This is a genomic window from Pedobacter sp. HDW13 (assembly GCF_011303555.1).
In the GTDB taxonomy this organism is placed as follows: domain Bacteria; phylum Bacteroidota; class Bacteroidia; order Sphingobacteriales; family Sphingobacteriaceae; genus Pedobacter.
On the sequence record NZ_CP049868.1, the window covers coordinates 4,059,590 to 4,079,479 of the forward strand.

16 protein-coding genes are annotated in these 19,890 nt (G+C 37.5%); 9 read left to right on the forward strand and 7 right to left on the reverse strand.

From position 1 onward, the window contains the following. Nucleotides 1-59 precede the first annotated feature (59 nt). The 7 genes from pheT (at nucleotide 60) to G7074_RS17110 (ending at nucleotide 10,024) form a co-directional block, all read left to right on the forward strand. Nucleotides 60-2,459: a phenylalanine--tRNA ligase subunit beta gene (gene pheT / locus G7074_RS17080; RefSeq protein ID WP_166210127.1), complete on the forward strand. Its 2,400-nt coding sequence runs from the start codon at nucleotides 60-62 to the stop codon at nucleotides 2,457-2,459. Between the two features lie 31 nt (nucleotides 2,460-2,490). Beyond that, the gene (locus G7074_RS17085; RefSeq protein ID WP_124560749.1) at nucleotides 2,491-2,781 is read left to right on the forward strand and encodes a hypothetical protein; all 291 of its coding nucleotides are present in this window, start codon (nucleotides 2,491-2,493) and stop codon (nucleotides 2,779-2,781) included. A 34-nt stretch (nucleotides 2,782-2,815) separates the two neighbouring features. After that, on the forward strand, nucleotides 2,816-3,106 hold the full coding sequence (locus G7074_RS17090; protein WP_025143281.1) for a cell division protein ZapA: 291 nt from the start codon (nucleotides 2,816-2,818) through the stop codon (nucleotides 3,104-3,106). A 299-nt stretch (nucleotides 3,107-3,405) separates the two neighbouring features. Beyond that, on the forward strand, nucleotides 3,406-4,977 hold the full coding sequence (rny, locus tag G7074_RS17095) for a ribonuclease Y (RefSeq protein WP_124560748.1): 1,572 nt from the start codon (nucleotides 3,406-3,408) through the stop codon (nucleotides 4,975-4,977). Between the two features lie 89 nt (nucleotides 4,978-5,066). Then, on the forward strand, nucleotides 5,067-5,582 hold the full coding sequence (locus G7074_RS17100) for a DUF962 domain-containing protein (protein WP_124560747.1): 516 nt from the start codon (nucleotides 5,067-5,069) through the stop codon (nucleotides 5,580-5,582). 111 nt (nucleotides 5,583-5,693) lie between these two features. Further along, nucleotides 5,694-8,489, forward strand: coding sequence for a TonB-dependent receptor (locus G7074_RS17105; protein WP_233603909.1), 2,796 nt, complete (start codon nucleotides 5,694-5,696; stop codon nucleotides 8,487-8,489). A gap of 86 nt (nucleotides 8,490-8,575) precedes the next feature. After that, nucleotides 8,576-10,024: a hypothetical protein gene (locus G7074_RS17110; protein ID WP_124560746.1), complete on the forward strand. Its 1,449-nt coding sequence runs from the start codon at nucleotides 8,576-8,578 to the stop codon at nucleotides 10,022-10,024. A 321-nt stretch (nucleotides 10,025-10,345) separates the two neighbouring features. On the opposite strand, the gene G7074_RS17115 is transcribed toward G7074_RS17110, so the two are convergent. Both G7074_RS17115 and G7074_RS17120 read right to left on the reverse strand, forming a co-directional pair. Then, entirely contained in the window at nucleotides 10,346-10,597 is a 252-nt protein-coding gene (locus G7074_RS17115; protein WP_124560745.1) for a hypothetical protein, read from the reverse strand. After that, nucleotides 10,551-10,823: a hypothetical protein gene (locus G7074_RS17120; protein ID WP_166210130.1), complete on the reverse strand. Its 273-nt coding sequence runs from the start codon at nucleotides 10,821-10,823 to the stop codon at nucleotides 10,551-10,553. The genes G7074_RS17115 and G7074_RS17120 overlap by 47 nt, the downstream gene beginning before the upstream one ends. 519 nt (nucleotides 10,824-11,342) lie before the next feature. On the opposite strand from G7074_RS17120, the gene G7074_RS17125 reads away from it, so the two are divergent. Next, nucleotides 11,343-14,594, forward strand: coding sequence for a TonB-dependent receptor (locus G7074_RS17125; RefSeq protein WP_166210133.1), 3,252 nt, complete (start codon nucleotides 11,343-11,345; stop codon nucleotides 14,592-14,594). A gap of 56 nt (nucleotides 14,595-14,650) precedes the next feature. Here the strand turns inward: G7074_RS17125 and G7074_RS17130 are convergent, their stop codons facing one another. Further along, nucleotides 14,651-14,965: a hypothetical protein gene (locus G7074_RS17130; protein ID WP_124560742.1), complete on the reverse strand. Its 315-nt coding sequence runs from the start codon at nucleotides 14,963-14,965 to the stop codon at nucleotides 14,651-14,653. A gap of 149 nt (nucleotides 14,966-15,114) precedes the next feature. On the opposite strand from G7074_RS17130, the gene G7074_RS17135 reads away from it, so the two are divergent. Beyond that, nucleotides 15,115-15,267 (forward strand): FeoB-associated Cys-rich membrane protein, encoded by a 153-nt coding sequence (locus tag G7074_RS17135; RefSeq protein WP_166210136.1) that lies wholly within the window; start codon nucleotides 15,115-15,117, stop codon nucleotides 15,265-15,267. Here G7074_RS17135 and G7074_RS17140 read toward each other — a convergent pair. The 4 genes from G7074_RS17140 to G7074_RS17155 form a co-directional block, all read right to left on the reverse strand. Then, entirely contained in the window at nucleotides 15,264-15,539 is a 276-nt protein-coding gene (locus tag G7074_RS17140; protein ID WP_124560741.1) for a hypothetical protein, read from the reverse strand. The genes G7074_RS17135 and G7074_RS17140 overlap by 4 nt on opposite strands. Before the next feature lie 116 nt (nucleotides 15,540-15,655). Beyond that, on the reverse strand, nucleotides 15,656-16,810 hold the full coding sequence (locus tag G7074_RS17145) for a hypothetical protein (RefSeq protein WP_124560740.1): 1,155 nt from the start codon (nucleotides 16,808-16,810) through the stop codon (nucleotides 15,656-15,658). Between the two features lie 175 nt (nucleotides 16,811-16,985). After that, the gene (locus G7074_RS17150) at nucleotides 16,986-17,795 is read right to left on the reverse strand and encodes a lysophospholipid acyltransferase family protein (RefSeq protein WP_124560739.1); all 810 of its coding nucleotides are present in this window, start codon (nucleotides 17,793-17,795) and stop codon (nucleotides 16,986-16,988) included. Nucleotides 17,796-18,132: 337 nt separating this feature from the next. After that, nucleotides 18,133-19,884 carry a lysophospholipid acyltransferase family protein gene (locus G7074_RS17155; protein ID WP_124560738.1) on the reverse strand — a complete coding sequence of 584 codons (1,752 nt, stop codon included), beginning with the start codon at nucleotides 19,882-19,884 and terminating at the stop codon, nucleotides 18,133-18,135. Nucleotides 19,885-19,890: the final 6 nt, after the last annotated feature.

Here is a 19,890-nt window from a genome sequence, read left to right on the forward strand (position 1 = left end):
TTAGAGTGCCCTTCTGGATATGTCTTGATACAGGGTACTTACTACTTGATACTCCAAAAATGAAAATATCATATAACTGGTTAAAACAATTTGTACAGATAGATAAAACACCTCAGGAACTTTCTTTAATCCTAACCAATGTGGGTTTAGAAGTAGAAAGTGTAGAAGAAGTGCAGCCTATAGTAGGAGGCTTGGCAGGTTTGGTTATAGGCGAGGTATTAACCTGTGTACAGCATCCAAATGCCGATCGCTTACGGGTTACCACTGTAAATGTTGGTGGAAGTGAAAACCTGCAGATTGTTTGTGGTGCACCAAATGTGGCAGCCGGACAAAAAGTGGTTGTAGCTACTGTGGGTACAACTGTTTATCCGTTAGAGGGTGAGCCATTTAAAATTAAAGAATCAAAAATCAGGGGCGAACTTTCGCAGGGAATGATTTGCGCCGAAGATGAGATTGGTTTAGGTAAATCGCACGATGGAATTATGATTCTGGCCAATGATGCTGAAGTAGGTATTCTGGCGAAAGATCATTTTAAAATGGAGGATGATTATCTTTTCGAAATTGGATTAACGCCAAACCGTGCGGATGCAGCTTCGCATTTAGGTGTAGCCAGAGATTTGGCCGCTTATTTCAGAAGCGAATACGAAATTCCTGATCTTACTGCTTTTAAAACAGATAACGAGAGCCTGGTTATTCCGGTTGAGGTTGAAGATTTAGAGGCATGCCCACGTTATAGCAGTGTTACAATTTCAGGGGTAACGGTAACCGAATCGCCTGAGTGGTTAAAAGATAAACTGAAAGTAATTGGCCTTCGTCCGATTAACAATGTGGTAGATATTACCAATTATGTATTGCATGGTTTAGGTCAGCCACTACATGCTTTCGATGCCGATAAAATTGCCGGCGGAAAAGTTATTGTTAAAAAAGTGGCTGAAGGTACACCTTTCGTAACGCTTGATGATGTTGAGCGCAAATTAAGTGCAGATGATTTAATGATCTGCAACGCTGAAGCACCAATGTGTATTGCAGGTGTTTTTGGCGGTAAAACTTCAGGTGTAGATACCGAAACCAAAAATATCTTTTTAGAAAGTGCTTATTTTAATTCGGTTTCCGTACGTAAAACTTCGAAAAGACACGGTTTAAAAACCGATGCTTCTTTCCGTTTTGAGCGTGGTACCGATCCTGAAATTACTGTTACCGCTTTAAAATATGCTGCTTTATTAATTAAAGAACTGGCAGGAGGCGAAATTTCTTCATCAGTTTCTGATATTTACCCAAAACATATCCGTCCGTTCGAGTTCGAGGTAAGTTATACCAATATCAATAAACTAATCGGGGCAAATATCCCTTCGGCAGAAATTAAGCACATTATTACTGCCCTGGGCATTTCGGCTACCAGTACTTCCGATGATACCCTGGCATTAAGAGTGCCTTCGTTTAAAGTAGATGTTACGCGTGAGTGCGATATTACCGAAGAGGTGCTGCGTATTTACGGTTACAACAATATCGAAATCCCGACCAAGGTAAATGCTTCCCTATCTTATAGCATTAAACCCGAAAAAGAGAATACGCATAACGTAATTGCCGATATGCTTACCTCGAATGGTTACGCTGAGATTATGTGTAATTCGTTAACCAAATCGGCTTATTCTAAAAATATAGATGAGGCTGTATTTATTTTAAATCCGTTGAGCAGCGATTTAAATGTAATGCGACAGAATTTATTGATGCCAGCCTTAGAAAGTGTAGCTTACAACCAGAACCGTAAAAATGCTGATGTTAAGTTTTACGAATTCGGTAAAACTTACCATTTGATTAACGGACAATATGTAGAGCGCCCGCGCTTGTTGTTGTTGATTTCGGGAGCGAAACAAGGCGAGCAATGGAACCAGAACTCAAAACCGACTACCTTTTATAACTTAAAATCGGCTGTTGATGCAATTATAGCCCGTTTAGGGGTTTCGACTTACCAAAGTGATACATTGACGAATGAAGATTTTGCTTACGGTATTAAGTATTTCCGTGGCGATAAAACCTTAGTAAGCTTTGGAGCGGCTTCAAAAGCCGACCGTAAAGTGGCCGATGTAAATGCAGAGGTTTTCTATGCTGATTTCGACTGGGCTGTTTTACTGGATATCGTTAAGAAAAATAAAATTGTTCACAAAGATGTTGCAAAGTACCCGCAGGTACGCCGCGATCTTTCATTGTTGATCGATCAAGAGGTTACTTTCGATACTTTAAAAGGGATTGCTTTTAAAACCGATAAGAAGCTGATTAAAGAAGTTGGCGTTTTTGATGTGTATATGGGAGATAAATTACCGGAAGGGAAAAAATCTTATGCGTTAAACTTTATCCTGCAGGATGAAGAGCAGACCTTAACCGATAAGCAGATTGAAAATACGATGCAGAAGTTAATCGCGAATTTAACAGCACAAGCTGGCGCAGAAATTAGGAAATAAAATATAAATTCGTATTTTTAGAAATAAATTCATGACTTCTGTTGCAGATCAATTAGATAAGGTATTACAAAAAACGGCTCGGGTATTAGAGTTATGTAATGCGCTACAGGAAGAAAATGATTTATTAAAGCTTGAAAATCAATCGTTAAAAGTTGCATTCGATACTTCGAAAGGCAAAAATGTAGAACTTGAAGAAAAATTAAGGGTTACAAAATTGGCTAAGAGTATAGAAGGAACCAGTGAAAAATCGCTTGATATAAAACAAAAAATTAACGATTTTGTGCGGGAGATTGATAAAAGTATCGCATTATTGAAAAAATAAATGATGCGGGGAAATCAGAAACTAAGCTAAACAAATGGGAGAAATCTCGATTAAAATAACCATTTCCGACCGTATTTATCCCTTAAAGGTAAATATGGAAGAGGAAGAAATTGTGAGACGGGCGGCAAAAATGATCAATGAGCGCATAAAAGATTATCAGGATAATTATGCGGTTAGAGATAAGCAGGATCTTCTTTCTATGGCAGTTTTGCATTATGCAACAGCCGTATTAAGAACAGAAAACAAAGTACAAAATCAGGATACTGCTGTTGCCGATAAAGTTGAAGAATTGGATGTTTTACTCAATAATTTCTTTTCAAAATAAGGTTCGTTCTTTAAACATTTCGTCACTCTGAACTTGCTTCAGAGCCTTTAAAATAAGATCCTGAAATAAATTCAGGATGACGCAGCGTTGTATATATTAGCACAAAAATATAGCCGCAGCTAGTTTTTGAGTTTCAAATTTTATAAAACTTAACACTTCAATATCTATAGGGTTAAGAGGGCGTATTTCATTTGCTTTGCACCTGAAAATGGCTTAAACCCTAATTATGCTTAGTTGAGGTTTAAAATGTATGAGACTTTAAAAATTAGTTGCGGTTTTTTTTTTACTTAAAAAACAAAATGGAAATAGTTGAAATATTAGGATATGTGTTTGCCGTAATTGCAGGTATCGCTATCGGAGTAGTGGTAGGAAGATTCCTCCTGCGTAACTTACTGAAACAGCAGGAAGTGGCTGCACAGAACAAGGTGAAGAAGATTTTAAAAGATGCAGAAAACAATGCTGAAATTTTAAAAAAGAATAAATTGCTCGAAGCCAAAGAGAAATTTTTACAGTTAAAAGCTGAGCACGAGCAGGAAGTAAACGCTAAAAACAATACCATTAACCAGCGCGAAAACACCATGAAGCAAAAAGAGCAATCGGTGAACCAGCGCATGGAAAACTTTAATAAAAAAGAGCAGGAGCTTGATAAGCAAAAAACTAATCTGGAAAAACAAACTGATCTTGCAGTAAAGAAACAAGAGGAAGTTGAAGTATTGAAGAACCAACACCTTAAGCAATTGGAAACCATTGCGGGTCTTTCGGCAGAAGAAGCTAAAGAGCAGTTGGTAGAAAACCTGAAACAAGAGGCCCGTACACAGGCCATGATGCAGGTAAAAGATATTGTGGACGAAGCCAAATTAACAGCAAGTAAAGAAGCTAAAAAGGTAGTAATCCAAACCATTCAGCGTACAGCTACTGAGGCTGCAATCGAAAACTCGGTTTCTATTTTCCACATCGAAAGTGATGAAATTAAAGGTCGCGTAATTGGTAGGGAAGGTAGAAATATCCGTGCTTTAGAAGCAGCTACAGGTATCGAGATTATTGTTGATGATACCCCTGAAGCCATTATCTTATCAGGTTTCGATCCTGTAAGAAGAGAGATTGCCCGTTTGGCCTTACACCGTTTGGTAACCGATGGCCGTATCCACCCGGCACGTATCGAAGAAATTGTAGCCAAAACCAAAAAGCAAATCGAAGATGAGATTGTAGAGATTGGTGAGCGTACAGTAATCGATTTAGGTATTCACGGTTTACACCCTGAACTAATCAGAATGGTTGGCCGTATGCGTTACCGTTCTTCTTACGGTCAGAACTTGTTACACCACTCGCGTGAGGTGGCTAATTTCTGTGCTACCATGGCTGCTGAGCTGGGCTTAAATGCAAAAATGGCTAAACGTGCAGGTTTATTACACGATATTGGTAAAGTGCCTGATGATAACCCGGAATTGCCACACGCAATTTTAGGGATGCAACTGGCCGAAAAATATAAGGAACACCCTGAAATTTGTAATGCCATTGGTGCTCACCACGACGAAATTGAAATGACCTCAATGATCTCACCGATTATCCAGGCTTGTGATGCGATTTCTGGCGCGCGCCCTGGTGCACGTAGAGAAGTGGTAGAAAGCTATATTAAACGTTTGAAGGATTTAGAAGAACTGGCTTTATCTTACCCTGGTGTTGAAAAAACTTTCGCAATCCAGGCTGGTAGAGAGTTACGTGTGATTGTAGAAAGCGAGCGCATTACCGATGCCCAGGCCGAATTACTGGCAGCAGATATTTCTACACGTATCCAAACCGAAATGACTTATCCGGGACAGATAAAAGTTACCGTAATCAGGGAAACCCGTTCTGTAGCTTTTGCTAAGTAATACTTTTAAGACCTTATGGTTTTTAAAAACCTATAAGGTCTCTTATATAAAGCGATGGATATTCCATCGCTTTTTTTTATTTTTACATAATGAGCAAGCAAACTATACAATTAGAGCCAAAACGTCCGGTTGATGTACTTTTTGATAAATATGCAGAAAGTCATCAAAATCCAACCAATAAAACAGTGCACTGGATTTGCGTACCATTAATTGTATTCAGTTTGCTGGGACTGATATGGCAGATTCCTTTTCCGCATATTGGTTTTTTAGGTAGTTATAATGGTTATTTTAACTGGGCCTCTTTTTTACTGGCCTTTAGTTTATACTATTATTATACTCTTTCGCCTGTACTGTTCTTCTTAATGATCTGGGTTGTAGGGCTTATGAGTTATATCATCGTTAAAATAGAGCAAGCCGTTGGCCTTGGTAGTGGAACGGCTTATGGTATTTATGCTGCCATATTTGTAGCTGCCTGGATAGGGCAGTTTATCGGTCATAAAATTGAAGGTAAAAAACCATCCTTTCTGGATGACGTTAAGTTCCTGTTAATCGGTCCGATCTGGTTATTGCACTTCATTTGCAAGAAAACTGGTATTAAGTATTAAATCTGATACGGTTAACATTAAATTAACTTTTAAATAAACTAAGCTTAATTAACATCTAACATACAGCTAACATTGTGGTAATAGCTTTGCCTAAAATTAAATACAGGCAAATTGGACTTAATCACAATTTTTAGAAGAACAGCACTAACTGTGCTGGTTTTATTTCTTGGCATAGCAGCTTATGCACAAACAGGCAAAATTTCGGGTGTTGTATCAGATAAAAAAACAGGCGAAACACTAATTGGTGTAACTGTTAAAATAAAAGGTACTACCAAAGGCGTGTCTACAGATGTAGATGGTAAGTATATCCTTCAGGCCATGGCCAATGGCAAGTACACCCTTGAGTTCTCTTATGTAGGGTACCAAACTAAAGAAGTATCTGAAGTAGAAGTAAAAGGACCATCAGTTACCAGTTTAAATATTGTGCTAAGCGAAGCAGGTGGCCAAAACTTACAGGAAGTTGTAGTTAAAGCAAGCTTTAAACAAGAATCGGTTAACTCTTTATATGCACAGCAAAAAAACAGTGCTTTAATTTCTGATGGTATTTCCAGCGATCAGATTAAAAAATCACCAGATAAAAACACCTCTGACGTTCTAAAAAGGATTAGCGGTGCTACCATACAGGATAACAAGTTTGTTGTTGTTCGTGGTTTAAGTGATCGCTACAATACAGCTACTTTAGATGGTTCTACTTTACCAAGTACTGAAGCTAATAGGAAAGCTTTCTCATTTGATATTGTTCCTTCTAGCCTGGTTGATAAAATTACCATCAGCAAAACGGCTACTCCTGATTTGCCTGCTGACTTTGCGGGAGGAGCGGTGCAAATTGCAACTAAAGATATTCCAGAGCAGAATTTCCTTTCAGTTGGTGTTGGTTATGGTTATAACAGCCAGTCAACTTTTAAAGATTTCCTTGGAACCAAGAAAAATGCTTTAGCCTATTTAGGTTATGAGGATGGTTCGAAACAACTAGCCGAAAATTTTCCAAGTCGTGCTACAATTGCGAACGGAACTTTCACAGATGCTAAAAACGTTGCAGCTTTAAAATCCTTCCCGATTGATAATTCAATTAAAACTACCAGCGCTTTACCGACTCAGAATTACCAGTTTAATTTAGGCCGGGTAAAACATTTTGAAAATGGAAACAGCTTTGGCGCAACCGTATCTGCTACTTACAGAAACTCGCAGACCATTAATGAGAATATGGAACGTAATTTTTATATCTATAATTATAACGATAACCAATATAAATTCTCGAGTAGTTTAGGTGCTTTAGCAAATTTCGCCTACAGCTTTGGCAAGAACAAAATAAGCTTCAAAAACATCTATAACAAAAATTACGATGATACTTATACTGTTCGTACAGGTATTCGTGATGGTAATACCTCTAACCAATTCTTTGCTTATGACATTATGCAGAAATCACTTTACAAAGCAACTTTTGAAGGTGATCATCAAATTGGAAAAGGTAATAACAAGTTGAAATGGACTGCATCATACAGTAATATCACCAATAACCAACCTAACCAGCTGAAGATTAATTATCAAAAAGCTTTAGCTGATCAAAATAATCCTTCAGTTCCTTATCAGGCTAATATTACCTCATTAGGAAAGGAAAATACACGGATGTTTTCTGATTTAAATGAGAACTTATATGCAGGTGATGTTAATTACAGCACACCATTTAAGTTGTTCGATGCTTCAACCACAATGAAAGTTGGTTTAGGGTCACAATATCGTGAAAGGACTTTCAATGCCCGCTTTGTTGGCGCACAATTAACAACCAATGATATCGATTTACAAACCAAGATCAGGGCTTTACCTATTACGGAAATATATGCACCATCACTAATTGAATCTGGTGTATATAGATTGGCAGAGGTTGGCGGTCCGTTAGATGATTACAATGCCAGTTCATTTACCAACTATGGTTATTTGATGCTCGATCAAAAATTTGGTGAAAACTTTAGAGCTGTTTATGGTGCAAGGGTAGAAAATTATAATGTAAAGTTGATGAATACGCTTGGTACTTATGTTGATGATACCCAGCTTGACGTACTCCCTTCATTAAACTTAACCTACAGTTTGACTAAAAAGGCTAATTTACGTGCTTCTTATTACCGTACCTTGGCCAGACCAGAGTTTAGAGAGCTATCATTAAACTCGTATTATGATTATGAACAATTGAGTAATATCATTGGTAATCCGAATTTGAAAAGATCGCTTATTGATAACTTTGACTTACGTTATGAAATTTATCCTGAAGCAGGTCAGCTTTTCTCAGTGTCGGCTTTTTATAAGCACTTTACAAATGCGATCGAAATCTATCGTTACGATGTATTATCAACAGTTGATGTGAACTTTTTTAATACTCCGAAAGCTTACGTGTATGGTTTAGAGTTTGAAGGAAGAAAGAATTTAAACTTTATCAGTGATGAAGGTTTCTTTAAAAATACCACTGCTTATTTCAATTTATCATTAATTAAATCTAAGGTAACTAACCCAACCGATCAGCAATATATTGACGTAACTCGTCCGATGGTAGGCCAGTCGCCTTACCTGATCAATGCTGGTTTACAGCACAGCGCCTTAGATAACAAATTAAACTTCAATATCCTTTACAATAAAATCGGCAGAAGAATTGTTCAGGCGGGGGGTATTCGTTTCCCAAGTACATGGGAAAATCCAAGAGATGTGATTGATTTCCAGGCCAGCTACAAAGTAATCAAATCAAAAGGTGAGATTAAATTAAATGTTGGTGACATATTAAACCAAAGAAATACAGTTTATTTCGATTATAACGGCGATAAAAAATACAACGGTAGTGTAGGTAATGGTGGTGATGAAACTTTCAGCTCTTACAAAACGGGTAGAAACATTTCATTATCATTTAATTATACTTTCTAGTCTTTAACAATATGTTAACAGGATATTAATCCACAAGAAAAATTAAAAATCTCTATTTGTAAATAAAAATATTTAAAAAAGAAAAAATGAAAAACCAATTTTTACTACTTGCTTTGTCAGTAGTTTTATTTTCAACTTCTTGTAAAAAGAACGTAATTGTTGAAGGTACTTCAACTGAAACTCCGACAAACAATACAAATGTTGTAGAAGTTTCTGGCGAGATCTCAGCAAATACAACCTGGTCTGCAAGTAAAATCTATTTATTAAAAGGTTTTGTATTTGTAAGTGGTGGTGCTACTTTAACTATCGAACCAGGTACAATCATCAAAGGTGATAAAGCTTCAAAAGGTACATTAATTATTACCCGTGGCGCTAAGATCAATGCAACCGGTACTGTTGATAAACCAATTGTATTTACATCTGCTTTAAATGCCGGTGCACGTAGTCAGGGAGATTGGGGTGGTGTTATCTTATTAGGTAAAGCGCCTGTTAACCAGGGTACTGACGTTAAAATCGAAGGCGGTTTAGTTCAACCTAGCGGTAAAGACGAAAAAGCTTATATCTTTTATGGTGGTACAGATGTAGCTGATAATTCAGGTACTATGAAGTACGTACGTATTGAATTTGCCGGTATTGCTTATTCAGTTGATAACGAAATTAACGGTTTAACGATGGGCGGTGTTGGTTCGGGAACTACTTTGGATTATATTCAGATTTACCGTTCTGGTGACGATGCTTTCGAATGGTTTGGTGGTACAGTAAATGCAAAACACTTATTGGCTATAGGTACCTGGGATGATGATTTCGATACAGATTTTGGTTATTCAGGTAATATTCAGTTTGCATTAGCACAACGTGTTGCTACTGTTGCCGATCAATCTCAATCAAACGGTTTCGAATCTGATAACAATGCAACAGGTACTGATCAAACACCTAAAACTTCTGCTGTTTTCTCAAATGTTACTATTTTAGGTCCGATTAAAGCTTCAGGTGGTTCTTATAACGCAAACTATTACCACGGTGCTCAAATTCGTCGTAACTCATCAATCAGTATTTTAAACTCTGTAATTTCTGGTTTCCCAATCGGAGTTTATGTTGATGATACTAAAGTTATTACTGCTGGTTCTACTTCTACCAACTTTACTTCAGGTTCGGCTGTTTTTGCTAATAACCTGGTTTATGGTAGCAAAACTGATATCAGTGTGAGTACAGCTGGTGTTGTTACTCAGGTTACTGATCTTTTAAAATTAACCAGTACTTTCGATGGCAGCAAATATGCAAGTTCACTATTCGTGAATCCTTATATCTACGGAACAGACTTCGCCGCAGCTGGTGCAGCTGGAAATGCTGACTTCACTCTAGTTACTGGTTCTGCTGCTGCTACTGGTGCTGCATTTACCAATGCAAAAGTATCGGGTGCATTCTTTGATAAAGTAGATTACAAAGGTGCTTTTGGTACAACTAACTGGGCTTCAGGTTGGGCACAGGTTGATGCTCAAACTTTAGCTTATACTACTCCAGGTGCTGTTAAATAATCTGAGTTAAACTAATATTAAAAAAGGCCGGAATCGCTTCCGGCCTTTTTCTTTTTAATTATTTGCGAAACCTTTGTTAACTCACACAAAGGTATTTCCAACGAGAAGCAGGGGCTTAATATTATTTACATCTGGCGCACCAGCAGCTGAAAACGGATAATTATATCCTCCGAGCCTATAATTATAGGTTTTTGTTTAATCAATATATGCTTTGATCTTATAATTATAGGTTTTGTTTAATCGATATTCTTTTTAATGATTTTGAGTTAATTTGTACAAAAATTATTGGCTGTAATTGAAAATCACAGCCAATATACTTTCTTAAATATTGGATTCGGTATTCCTTCTGTTTCTAGGGAATTGCTGCTTCAAATCTTCATAAACGTCTTGAGTGCCTGCAATATTCGATCGGTGCGCGCCCTTTACGGCATTATAAAAAACAGGAGCCGCTTCATAAGATTCACCACCGGCAACCATCATGCAGTCTTCTACCGATCGTAAAAACTTATTCGCTTCGAGGTAAATCTCATATAGATCGGCTGCAAATTTGTAATCTTTTTGTATTTCGGCCACATCTAAAAAGGAGGGGCAGCTCTGGCGATTGCTTAGTGCGCGAAATAGCCCTGCCTACGAAAGCCAGCGTTTTATCGCCCATTTTTAACATGTTCTGGCGCTCATCTGCAGTAAGGTTAAAAATAAGCATATCTTTAAAGGCTGCTTTTGCTTCCTGTAATTGTGCAGTTACCCTTGCCATTTGTTCGGTAGTAATTTCTGCCGAGATTTTGTTGTTTAAACTCATGATAGTATGTTATTTAAGTAAAAAAATAATTCAATCTGTAGGCAATTTGAAAACGCTGGCATAAAAAGGTTGGTGTAACAGAAATAGCTACAGCCTTGATTTGTCCGATCAAATTGCGCATTGCCAATAAAATAAAATGGGATGAGTTTACTGCCTTATAAAGGATAAGTTAAATTTACCCGGCAGATTTTGTATGTGTTAACGATTAATTTTGTTCGTTAATAGACCTAATGTATTTGTTTTTTAGTTTGAAATAAATTCAAATTTAATTTTAATAAGATGTACCATAACGTTTGGGTTTTCATGAAACGATCTTCACCAAACCTTCATCTTTTCAAACTAGCTTTATTGCTCAATTAAGCCACATTCGAGGCCATCCATAATGGGTGTTAAAATGGTATTTCTCTAATATTTTTATATTGTTTATTTTTTGTTAACAAACGGTAATTATTTAATTATTGTTTAACATTTAATTAACATTATGACTGTTGTTTTGTAGCAAAATAAAAACAACAGAAAATGAAATTACGCATACTAACCTTATTTAGTATTGTATTGTTGCTGTTTGCCACGGCGCAGGCACAGGTAACAACAGCCAGTATAAATGGAAAGATAAAAGATGAGAAAGGGATTATTCCCGGGGCTACCATTGCAATGGTACATATTCCTACCGGCACAATCTCTAAAGGTTCTTCAAATGAAACCGGCTTTTACCGCATTGGTAATTTAAATCCGGGTGGGCCTTACAAAATTACTGTAACCTATGTAGGTTACAGTCCGGTAGTTAAAGAAAATATCTATTTAACCTTAGGTGCCGATCAAAAATTAGATATCGATATTCAGGAGCAGGGCAGCCAGCTTGCAGAAGTAAACGTACGTGGCCAAAGAGGGCCAACTAAGGCCGGTGCCGGTACCAGCATAGGCGAAGGGCAAATTAAAACCTTGCCTACTATGAACCGCAGTTTGCAGGATGTTACCCGTGTAACCCCGCAAGGTAGCAAAGACAATACCTTTGGTGGTACCAATTTCAGGTACAATAACGTAACCATTGATGGGGCAATTAATAACGATGCTATTGGTTTTAGCCCTTCATTAGGGGGGCAAAGTGGTAGTTCAGGTATGCCCGGGAGTAGTACGCGTACCAATCCGGTATCTTTAGATGCAATACAGGATGTTACCGTACTTTTATCGCCTTACGATGTAAAAGTGGGTAACTTTTTGGGCGGAAGTATTAATGCTGTAACCCGTGGCGGTACAAACGATGTAACAGGATCGGTTTATGGATATGGCCGTAATGCAGCTTTGATTGGCAGAAATAAAATTGGCGATAATTCAAAAGAACCTTCAGCCTTTCACGATTATCAAACCGGTTTCCGTGTAGGCTTTCCGATTATAAAAGATAAATTGTTTTTCTTTACTAATGAGGAAATTACCCGTCGCCAGGACCCGGTAATTTTGGGTGCAGGTTCATCAGATATGAAACTGCTTACTGCTACAGAAGCACAACAGATAGCTGACCGCATGAACACTGCATACGGGGTTGATGCCGGTGCATTTGGTAATTACAATATCTACTCGCAATCAAACAAATTCTTTAACCGTTTAGATTGGAATATTAATGAAAATAACCAGTTAACAATAAGGAATAACACAATTGTTTCTAAAGCAACAAATTTAGAAAGAGATCAGTCTAACTTCCGTTTTGGTGGCATTGATTTCAGACAGAACAATAATCAAACATCAACAGTGGCCGATTTAAAAACACGTTTCGGTAATTCAGCTACCAATAACCTGATCATTGGATATTCTACTGTTCATGATTTCCGCGATCCGCTTTCTAATCCGGCTTTACCGCAGATTGAGATTGCAGCTAATGGAGGTACCTTGTTTTTGGGTACCGATCGTGAAGCCAGTATTTTCAATATGAAGCAGAATACCTTTGAATTTACAGATAATTACACCTACAGCAAAGGTATCCACACTTTTACTTTTGGTACACACAACGAATTTTACAACATTAATTATGGTTTTGTAAACTCATGGAATGGCCGCGTGGCCTACAGCAGCATCAACGATTTTTTAAACAACCAGCCAAACAGGGTACGTACAAACTATAATTATGATGATAATAGCCGCGATAATATTATTGCAAACCCAACAGCACAGTTTAATGTAAATATGTATAGTGTTTATGGTCAGGATGAAATTAGACTGGGCGACCGTTTAAAGCTAACACCGGGATTGCGTTTTGATATGGCCAATTTGCCTGATATGCCAACCTTAAGCAGCAAAACTGCAAATTCTCCGGTTGATGTAAATTACGGTACAACCTACACTTATACGCAGCCATCGGCAATTACAAATAAATTCCTGAATAAAATTCAGATCTCGCCACGCTTAGGTTTTAATTTTGATGCCCTGGGTAACCAGAGTTTAATTATACGTGGCGGAACCGGTTTGTTTACCAGCCGTATTCCTTTCGCCTGGATTGGTTATGCTTACTATAACAATGGCGTTAACTATGGTGCATTTGATAAGTCGTATGTTTATGCCAATGCTGACCCAACTAAAATTGTAACTCCGGTAGCTGGTTCAGATCCGGTTAGAGATGCTTTAACGGGTAATGGCGAAGCAGGTTATGTAACTAAACAAGGCATCAATGTTAAAGATGCAAGCGGTGCTACACAGGTAGATTTAGTTGATAATAACTTTAAAATGCCAAAAGCATGGAGAAGTAATTTGGCTTTTGATTATAAAACAGACGATCAGTGGAAGTTTACGGTAGAAGGTATTTTTAGCCAGGTAATTAAGGATGTGCAGTTTCAGCAAATCAACTATGTAGATAATCCTAAATACATGGTTTACGATACGCAAAAGCAGCAGCCTATTTATTCGGGTACAAAAATTAACCCATTACACACCAATGCTTATTTGCTATCGAACACCGACAGAGGATATAAATATAGCTTAACTGCACAGGTCAGCAAGTCACTCCCGATAGGTTTGGATATGATGGTGGCCTATACTTACGGTAGATCGAAAGATATTGCAAACGGTATCCGTAACTCTATGGAATCGAACTGGCAGTTAAATCAGGCATTGAGCCCAAACAATCCGGGGCTGGCCTATTCTAACTTCGATGTCCGCAACAGAATCATTTCAACCGTCAATTATAGATTAGATTGGGCAAAAAATGGTAAGTATGTTTCTAACTTCTCATTATTCTTTAGCGGCCAGTCGGGCGCTCCGTACTCATTAGGCTTGGTAAATACCCGGATTAACGGAACGGGCCAAACAGTGAGTTTATTGTATATTCCAGCGAGTGGTGAAACTACAAAGTTCTTCGCCAATACTCCGGATGGAATTGCCCAGGCAGTAGCATTTGATGCCTACATTAATGGAGATAAATATTTAAGCACCCGACGTGGTGATTTTACTGAACGTAATGGTGCCCGTACACCGTGGAACGTGCAAGCCGATTTCCGCTTTGCTCAGGATATCCAGGTGGCGAAAGGCAAACATCCGCATGTGTTAACTTTAACTTACGACATTATTAACCTAACCAATTTGGTTAATAAAGACTGGGGTATTCAGTATTTCTCGCCTAATACCTATAACTCAATGGCCAGTGTAGGTATTAAGGTAGCTACTGCCGGAACACCAACTGCATATCCGGTTTACACCTTTGCACAGAAAGATGTAACCTCTTATTCAAAAGATTTCTTTGCATCGCGTTATCAGATGCAGCTGGGATTAAGATATAGCTTTTAAGCTTGTAGTCAGTTAATAAAAAGGCTCTGTTGGTTAACCAACAGAGCCTTTTGTTTTTATTTTGATTCAGCTTCTTCTTTTGCTGGAGCTTTTACCTTTTTTGCAGCAACAGCTTTAACTGGTTTATCTTTAACAGGAACAATCACGTCCTTTTCTTCTTTGATAAATGGGGTTATTGAATCGTTTGTTGCAGAAATAGAAACTTTTTTAGCTAATTGCTTTGCAAACTTCTCGATAATTTTTTCTGTTTTCTTTGCTTTTCCGTATTGATTAACAAGTTCGTTAAATGCAAGGGCTAATTTCGATTCTAATTCTTTACGTATTTTTTTGCTTGTCGAATGGCTTTTCGACCTGGATTTGTTCTTTTTCATTTAACTACTTGTAGGTTTTTCCAAAGGTAAAAAAACATAAAGTTAAATTAATATTATGATTATGTTAACACTTTGGCGTGTGGTTAACATCTAAAATATTTCGGCTAACTTAGTATAGATCAGGTCTGTTAAATCTTAATCCGTCGAATATGAACTATCCAGTATTAATTGGCGTTGCGGTATTGGTAATTATTTTAATTGCCTATCTAATTAGAAGAAACCAGCGGGATAAAAAGAAGTTTGAAGAAGATACTATTGATGCGGAGCTTCCTTCTGAAAAAGACGATAAAGAGAATGTTTAGAAATTAACTCCCGGGGCTACATCGCCACCCAAATCTAAAGTATTCTGGAAAGCTTCAAGGTAACTAAGCAAATGACGTTCGGCGTTTGCATACGAAGTAAATGTTGATGCAGGTATGTTGGCTTCTTGCTCGCTGGTGTTTTTAAAGTGCGAGCTCACCTGAAAAGTAAAAGTCTTTTCGTCGTTAATTGGTGATAAGATCCGTGCTTTAACCGGATGGCCATGAATTTCAACAAAAAATTCTTTGATAACGGTATATATGATAGCAGCCATTGGGTTATTCTCCTTTTGGGATAAAAATACTTTAAATTAGCTGTTAATGCGCTTGTTATTAATAAGATAATGTTTTTTTAATATTAAATTAACCCAAATTTAATATTTATAGTCTTTTATCTCTTTGTAGGCTCGTAAGCATATACAATCTCATATTTAATGTTTTTCAGCTTATTGGCAAGCTGGCCAATTTTTAAATCCTGTGCTTGGGGCGTTGGTTCGCAAAACGAATATTTTTTGCCTTTATAAGTTATAAATTCACCCACAGGTTTATCGAACTGTACGGCCATGGTAAGGTGTGTAGGATACAGTAAGGCCACCATGGGTAAATCGTAAATTTCTTTTACGAGGAAAAAAAAGAGCGCAGCCCGGTCGTCGCAGTCGCTGTATTTATTTAACAAGGTTTGCTCGGGCGATAATCTTTTTTCTGTACCAAAGTTTTGTTCGTCGTTTTCATATAAAAAAGCGTAACGTGTAAATCGCATCAGGTAATCGACACCTTTCTTCTGATCCATTCCTTTTAAATTGTTTTTTAAAATCGGAATTAGCGAGCTGTAGGTTTCGCGGCTTAAGGGGATGTTAAAGTAACTTTCAAAATCAACACCTGGATAGTTTTTAAAAATAGCCTGTACATCTTCGTTCACCTTTAATTTAAAATGGTAAATTTTTTGGCGGTAGCTGAATTCTACATCTTTTTCGGCATAATTTTCGGGTTTAAAATCAGGCATACGGGTAACCTTGTACGAAAATGCATTTCTGGCTTCCGGAATGGTAATGTTAACCGGCTTGTAAGCATCAGCTTGTTTAAACAACTTACCATAATCGTGGTAATTGAGGCACATGTACTTTTCGCCATCAATCATGAAGAAGGGGATATCGCTAATGTTTTCTTCATTCTTCACATAAAAAATTACCTGATCGTTGCCCACTGCCAGGCGGGCATCGTAGCCACATTTACTCAGTAAAAACCATTTGTATAAAGTATAGCGGAAATAGTTATCGGCCTTCGGACTAATCTGTTCTGCTGTTTTACGAATCAGTTGGTAATAAATCCAGTCGTTCAGGTCGTATTTTTCCCGGTATTTTTTTAATGAAGCAATCAATTCTGCATAATGGCCGGCCGATACATAACTGTAAAATTTTTCGGTTTCAGTGGCAGTTGCTTTTTGCGATGTGTTGAAAACAATAGAAGAATCGATACTGAAATTAAAAGTTCCGTTATAAAAATCGAATGAATAGTTCTGTCCCTTCACGTTGATGCTTATCATCATCGTGCAAATGAACAAAATAACGTTCAGAAAATATATGTAGATCCCTCTTTTCAAACCGCACCATATTTGGTTACATTAAATTTACTTATAATTAACATAAAAGCAACAATTTGTTTATGTTAACAACGAGGTTGTCCTTAATCAGAAATTAACACTATTTTTATGAAAGTGAGGTTTAATTTTTTTTAAGCGCATAAAGTCTGGTTCTCAAATGCCTTAATAGCGAAATATTACAGCCTTTGCAGGCTATTTCATCTAGATTAACAGGCTTTCCGATGCTGATTTTTAACTGATGCCCACTTTTATTGAACAACTCTGAAATCAGTTTTGCAGTTTGCAATGATGGGTGTATATATTTTAAGAGGCTAAAAAAGATGCCGTTGTTGCCATGGAAATATACAGGTAGAATTGGCACTTTGGCTTTAGCGATAATTTTTCCCACTACCGGATGCCATTCGCGATCTGTAATCTGGTTTTTCCTGAATTTATAGGAAGAAACTTCGCCAGCTGGAAAAATTGCAACCGGGCTTCCGTCTTTTAAAACTTTTAAAGTTGTTTTCAAACCGCTGATACTGGATGTATCCTGAACCTTTTCGAAAGGATTTACTGCAATGATGCATTTTTCGAGGTTAGGGATTTTTTTTAATAAAAAATTCCCCATAAACATGGTGTCTGATCGTTTACTAGCCAGTGTACTGAGTAATGCCAGCGATTCGATTGCGCCATAAGGATGGTTAGCTATGGCGATAAATGCCCCCTCTTTGGGGATATTGGCAAGATCTTCATCACTAATCTGGATGCTGACACCCAAAACATCCAAAATATGATTGGCAAATTTTTCGCCTTCTAATGTGTGGGCATCCTTAATAATTCCGTTGAAGTCGTTAATCTTCAAAAATCTCATTAAAAAGGAGGCGAGGCCTGGGATTGGAATATTACAGATACCCGTAGCTTTCGAAAAATTTTCTTTAGAAATGACTGTCATAAATTAGGATTCAAAATTGATTCCACCTGAAACCAATTTGATAAAATGTTTTTTATTTGAGCTAAATATAAGGGAGGGAAACACTCGGTTCTTATAAAGAAGAATGTTTATCATAGCTCATACAGAGTAGCTAAAGGTAACAGAATAATATGAACAACAGCGTATTTATCGATTAAGAAATTGTGATTCAAAATATTCTATAAATAACATTTCATTAATAACAACTTAACAAGGTCATCTTACTTTTGTGGCATAAATATTTGGTTAGTATTTATAAAGTTTAGGTTAGTTGATAATAAAAAAACCCAGATGGATGTCTGGGTTTTTTTGTTTTAGATTATAAGTTCTTGCCTAGTTTTTCAAGCATTTCTGGCGGAATATTGTGGGTATCAACCACTAAGAAACCATCCAAGCAATCAGAAAATTTCGGGTCAATATTGAATGAAATAATCTTCGCATTCAGGTTCATATATTGCCTTAACAACACCGGGATTTTAATGTGTGAGTTTTCGATATCGCCAATAATACTATCCAGATCTTTAAACGATTCGCTGCTATCTACAAGGGTATCGGTAGCAATAGGTAATAAATCGGCCTTAAATTTATTTCTTGGTTTAACATATTTGGCCATTTCATAATCGAAGTGGTTTTTGGTAATGTAATCAACAATCAGTGCCTTACTAAACTTTGAGAAATTATTGCTGATACTTACCGGCCCAAACATGTAGCGGTATTGTGGGTTATCAATCAGGTATTTTAAAATACCTTTCCAAAGTAGGAACAAAGGAAGCGGCTTACCCTGATATTCTTTTCTAATCCACGAGCGACCAAGTTCGATACCCTGTCTTAGCATTGGATAAAACTGATCTTTCATTTTAAACAGCTCAGACAGGTAGAAACCACGGCGGCCCATGCTTTCTAAAATTTCGTCGCCCTTACCAATCCGGTAAGCACCTACAATATTTTCGAGATCTTTATCCCAAATAAATAAGTGATTATAGTAAATATCGTAGTTATCGAGGTCGATTTTTTTATTGGTACCTTCGCCAACCTCACGGAAAGTAATTTCACGCAAACGGCCAATTTCTCTTAAAATGTTAGGGATCTTTAATGTAGGAACAATATAAACCTCGTAATTTTTCTCCGTCCAAACCTTAAAGTCTTCCAGCTGCTCTACCTCCGCTTTAATCAGCACACGCGAAGTTTCTTCAATTACATCGGCAGCTTTCTTTTTAATTTTAAACAGATTAAGTGGGTTGAAGAGTTTTTTCTCAGTATCTAGCCCAATACCCAGCGCATAAGTTCTGGCCCTCAAAAAGTCCATCAGCTTGTTACTGCTGTTCATATGCGAAATTTCCGAAACTGCAATTGGTTTACCAATCCTCACTTTAATGGTGCGGCCGTGCTTGTTTAAAAACTCAGATGGAAGTTTTGCAGTACGCAGGGTGGGGTGGATGAAACTTAAGATGTTAAAGAAAACACCATTGTTGCCATGGAAATAAATGGGTACCACTGGCACTTTTGCCTTTGCAATGAGCTTTCCAACTACAGGATGCCACATTCTATCGGTTACCTGTTGGGCATCCAGCTTAAAGGTCGAAACTTCTCCGGCAGGGAAAATGCCAATTGGGGTACCGTTTCTAAGTAAATCGAAAGTGGTTTTTAAACCGCTGATGCTTGAGGAGTGCTGAACATTTTCGAATGGGTTAACAGCAACAAAAAACTCATCAAGATTGGGGATTTTCTTCAAAATGAAGTTTACCATCACCTTTGCGTCCGGGCGCACCGTGCACAAAAGCTTAACCAGGGCCAGGCCTTCAACCCCACCATAAGGGTGATTAGCAATGGCAATAAATGGCCCGGTTTTAGGTATACTGTTTAAATCATCTTCGTCAAATTCGATAGAAACGCCAATGGTTTCTAATATTTTATCTACAAATTCTAAACCTTTAAAGTGTTGGTTTTGAGCAAAAACATCATTGATGTCGTTAAGCTTCATGATCTCCATCATCAAACCTGCCAAACCTGGTACACCTAGCTTATCTATCTTTGTTGCTTTCGCAAACTCAGATGTAGTAATGATCTTCATATAAAA